This is a genomic window from Pseudomonas sp. P4_D7 (assembly GCF_056401755.1).
In genome coordinates this window covers 1-3718 of sequence record NZ_JBFUIR010000112.1, presented here as the reverse complement: position 1 = coordinate 3718, position 3718 = coordinate 1, and the positions used below count along the sequence as shown (strand labels likewise).

4 protein-coding genes are annotated in these 3718 nt (G+C 57.9%); all 4 read right to left on the bottom strand.

The window, feature by feature from the left end:
• On the bottom strand, window positions 1-105 hold a 105-nt coding region (locus AC1DVF_RS28645; RefSeq protein ID WP_477783562.1), incomplete at its 3' end, for a DUF4259 domain-containing protein.
• Between the two features lie 11 nt (window positions 106-116).
• A complete protein-coding gene (locus AC1DVF_RS28640) occupies window positions 117-1355 on the bottom strand; it encodes an ABC transporter permease (protein ID WP_477295208.1) in 1239 nt (412 codons plus the stop codon).
• 8 nt (window positions 1356-1363) lie between these two features.
• Window positions 1364-2734, bottom strand: a complete 1371-nt coding sequence (locus tag AC1DVF_RS28635; protein ID WP_477783561.1) for an ABC transporter permease — start codon at window positions 2732-2734, stop codon at window positions 1364-1366.
• Between the two features lie 60 nt (window positions 2735-2794).
• Window positions 2795-3718: hypothetical protein (locus AC1DVF_RS28630; protein ID WP_477783560.1), on the bottom strand; the 924-nt coding region annotated here is incomplete at its 5' end.

The window sequence follows — 3718 nt, the reverse complement described above, 5'->3', positions numbered from 1 at the left end:
GTCGAGGGCCGCCTCGATGTAAGACAGATCTTGTGCGTCCTCGAGATCGTAGGCCCAGTCATTGGCCGTGTCGTTTCCAAAAGGTTCGTGTGACCATGCGCCCATTTCGCGTTCCTCTAAGCCCTGGTATTTCGAATTGCTTCGATGGGGGATGTACGTGATGCCCGCAACGCTGGCACGAGTACGGCTGCTTGACCGAGAAGCACAATCAGAACCACGCCTTCCACGAAATACTTCAACGGAAGGCTACTCATCTCGAAATGGCTGATCATCCATACGTTGAGTGAGACAGCGAGCACCGCACCCAGGGAAATACCACCCAACGCAATCAGCAGATTTTCGGTGAGGAAGTAGCTGAGGATGTCACGCTGGGTGGCACCCAGTGCCCGGCGCATACCGATTTGCTGATGTCGCTGAGAGACCCAAAAGCTAGTCAGCCCTACGATACCGGCAGCAGTAATGACCAGCAACAGGGCGCAGATCGCCGTCATCAGCGTGGCCATCCCGCGATCCACTTTATAGGCCTCCTCACGAACCTGGTCGAAAGTGCGAATCCCTTCGTTGGGCGGGAAGACGCGCATGAGGTCGAGCTTGACCAGGGCGGCAGGGGCTTCGTTGGTGATCGCCAGGAGTTGTCCTGGCTTGCTTCGGATCAGGTAGTTGCCGCTACTGCTTGAAAGCAGCGCAGGAACCAGGACGGCATATTCGGCGAAGCTGGCGGTGGGAGACGGCGCCTGCAGCCGCTCGACGACGCCGATCACCGTACTGGGCGACGGCATGCTGTTACCGATATAGATTTGCTTGCCAAGGGCCGAGCCATCGGGATACACCTTGTCCGCCAGGGCTTTGGTGATGATGACCGCGGCAGGCGGAGTGACCTTGGATGGATCGAAGAAACCTATTTCGTCCGCTCGAAAGTTTCTTCCCGCGACAAGACGGGCGCCCATCGTGGCAAGCGCATGGTCATCGGTGAAATATTCCGCAGCCAGTGCGATTCGCGCTTTCACACCCGGATCGGTACGTATGCCTTCTGTCGAACTATGGCCCGACAACGGATAGGATCCGGTCTGGGTTGCGTCTTCGACGCCTGGCAGCAGGCGTAGTGCTTGCAGATCTGCCTTGGTAAGCGACGGAATGGCGTTAGCGTCCACTCCAGCCCAACGGTATTGAATCGCCAGCATATTGCTTTCAACCATGCCGGTTGGCTTGGACATACGATCGATACGCTGCTCAACGATATAAAACGCGTTGCAAATCACTGCGAAGGTCAGAGCAATCTGTAGCACGATCAGCGTAGTTCCCGCTTTGTGTCGCTTAAGCGCGCTGAGGATCGGTCGAATCTGTACACTGATCATGAATTCCGTTACCAGGTGGGCTTTACTGAAGCTGCGCGCCAGGCAGGATAGATTGCCGCCAGAACGGTCGCGGATACGGCAACGCAGAAGGTCAGTGCAACCAGCGATGCATTGAGCGTGGCCAGTCGGGCAATGGACGGCTCGAACACCAGGCCCACCCCGAACATGCCGGCACCTGTCAGCAACAGTCCAAGCATCCCTCCGGCCAGACCGACGGTACCTGCTTCGATCAGGAACTGCTCGTGAATCGCCTTGCGAGGTGCGCCAAGCGCCCGGCGAACCGCGATTTCCGGTGCGCGTCGCATGAACTTGGCCAGTAAGAGGCCCACCGTGTTAACCAGGCATATGAGCAGAAATCCCGCGGAAATCAAAAGAGAAATCCTCGACTCCGCAGGCACTACATGCTTGTAGTCGAGCCATTGCATCACATTGCGAAGACGGGTGTTCGGCGCCCAGTGGAAGCGCCCCGCCCGCTTTTGCTCCGCCGCGTAGCCATCGAGATAGTCGCGATACTCCGTCATGCTCTTCTTGTCGGGCAATTCGGCCCAATACCAGATCCATGTGCAATCAGATCCAAGCCACGCGTCCCATCCGCTATCGGAGCTTGTCTTACACAGGTTGGCGCCCGCGGTGGGAATCCGGGAATCGATGGCACGAGTAAAGGGAACGAATACCTGAGCCGACTCACCAAACGCACCGAGCATTTTTACATCGTAGAAGAGCGGCTGTGGATTCCAGTTATCCCTCACCCCGACGATTCGATAGCTTTGGTGATTCAGCACGATGTCTTGCCCCACACTATTCACGCCATCGAATAATTTGTCATTGAGAGACCGGCTTATTACCGCTACGGCAGCGTGTGCCTGGTCGTCTGCTGAAGACCAACCGCTCCCGAAAAGGAAAGATATCTGGAACATGGGAAACGTATCGGCATATGTTGCGTAGGTACTCACCTGAAGAGGCAACCGCGACTTATGGGTCGGCATGATCGAAACGTCGATGGGATAAAGCGCGGTCTGGAATCTGGCTCGATGATCCCGAATCAATGCCATGGCATCGGTGTAAGTCATCATGTCCGGTGGTTCGCCATCGTCTTCCGCGCTCGCGGATTCTCCCCAGCTATCAATCTGCGGGATAAACAACTGCGATGACTTGTCCGGATCCTTCGAGGTGGCAAGAAATACCGCATAGGTCGTCATGGACGACGCGACGCCAATTCCGATCGTTATCACCATCAGCACGGTAAGCAATGGGTTTCGGCGAAGGCTCCGAATTCCTAGTTTGAAATGGTAGACAAGCATGAAAGCCCCGTGGTGACGATCGGAGGCAACAAGCAAGAACCACACCAACTCCCGCTCGCGCCGATCTACACGGCCCATCATGTGTCCGCGGACATGGCACGGCGGACACTCGGACATATAACTGCCAGGGTCGACCGTCTAGTGATGTGGCAGAAGACCAGCCAGCCGGGCAACAAAGTTCTCCTTGATATCCGTCTGCGCGCGAATCACCCCCATCAGCAAGCGGATCTCGTGGGGATGAGCCAGCACGGCATGGATCTCCTTCGTCATCTTCGGCAGCGATTCGGGCGAGGCACTGCTCAGGGCCAGCGCCGCCTTACCGAAGGCAGTCGCGGTCAACTCGAGCTTCGCTAGCCCGTTGGCGACCTGGAACTGAAAGGCGCTCTGCACACCGGGATTGAAGATCAGTGTTTCGTAGACGGGGAAGTGCCCGTTCTCCACGGCTTCGGATAACGAATAATTGCCCGTGCTCAAGGTGAATGGCATGGCGCGCTTCTGCAGCGCAGCCATCACGGGCGCGGGGACGCCATCGGCGATCACCGCGATGCATTTGGCCCCAGGGCCTCGCACCATCTCGGCGTTCTGTTTAAGGCCGGCGGAGTCGCCCTTGCTGCGCACGTAGAGCGTATCGGCTCCTGAAATAGGCTTGCGATCGGCGTGGCGCAGTTCGCCGTAGATGCCCACGACAATGGCTGGCTTGCCTCGCTCCCCGGCGATCGCGCTGACGGCGGTGACCCAGCCGGCAACAGCGGCGCGTTGGTTGGCATAACCCAGATAAACCTCGGCATCGGCGTATCGGGTGAGCAGTCCGAGCAACTGCTCAGTGGCGACACTGTCCTTTGCATGCGAGGCAAGCACCTTGTCCAGCGGCTGCGCCACGCGCGTATCGCCAGCATTGTAGAAGGCGCCCATCTCACCGTGTCCCATGCCCATGAAGCCATGACGGGGATTATCGGCATGATGGACGACGTTGCTGCTGCTGTCGCTCTGCATGGCCTGGCCACCGCGATATGCCAGCGTGCCGTACTCATAGAGCCGCAGGTTATGGATCCCGGCCTTGTC

What these genes read in the sequence shown, in the direction of transcription:
- AC1DVF_RS28640 (WP_477295208.1), bottom strand. Translation starts at nt 1,355, where the DNA reads ATGATCAGTGTACAGATTCGACCGATCCTCAGCGCGCTTAAGCGACAC.
- AC1DVF_RS28635 (WP_477783561.1), bottom strand. Translation starts at nt 2,734, where the DNA reads ATGGGCCGTGTAGATCGGCGCGAGCGGGAGTTGGTGTGGTTCTTGCTT.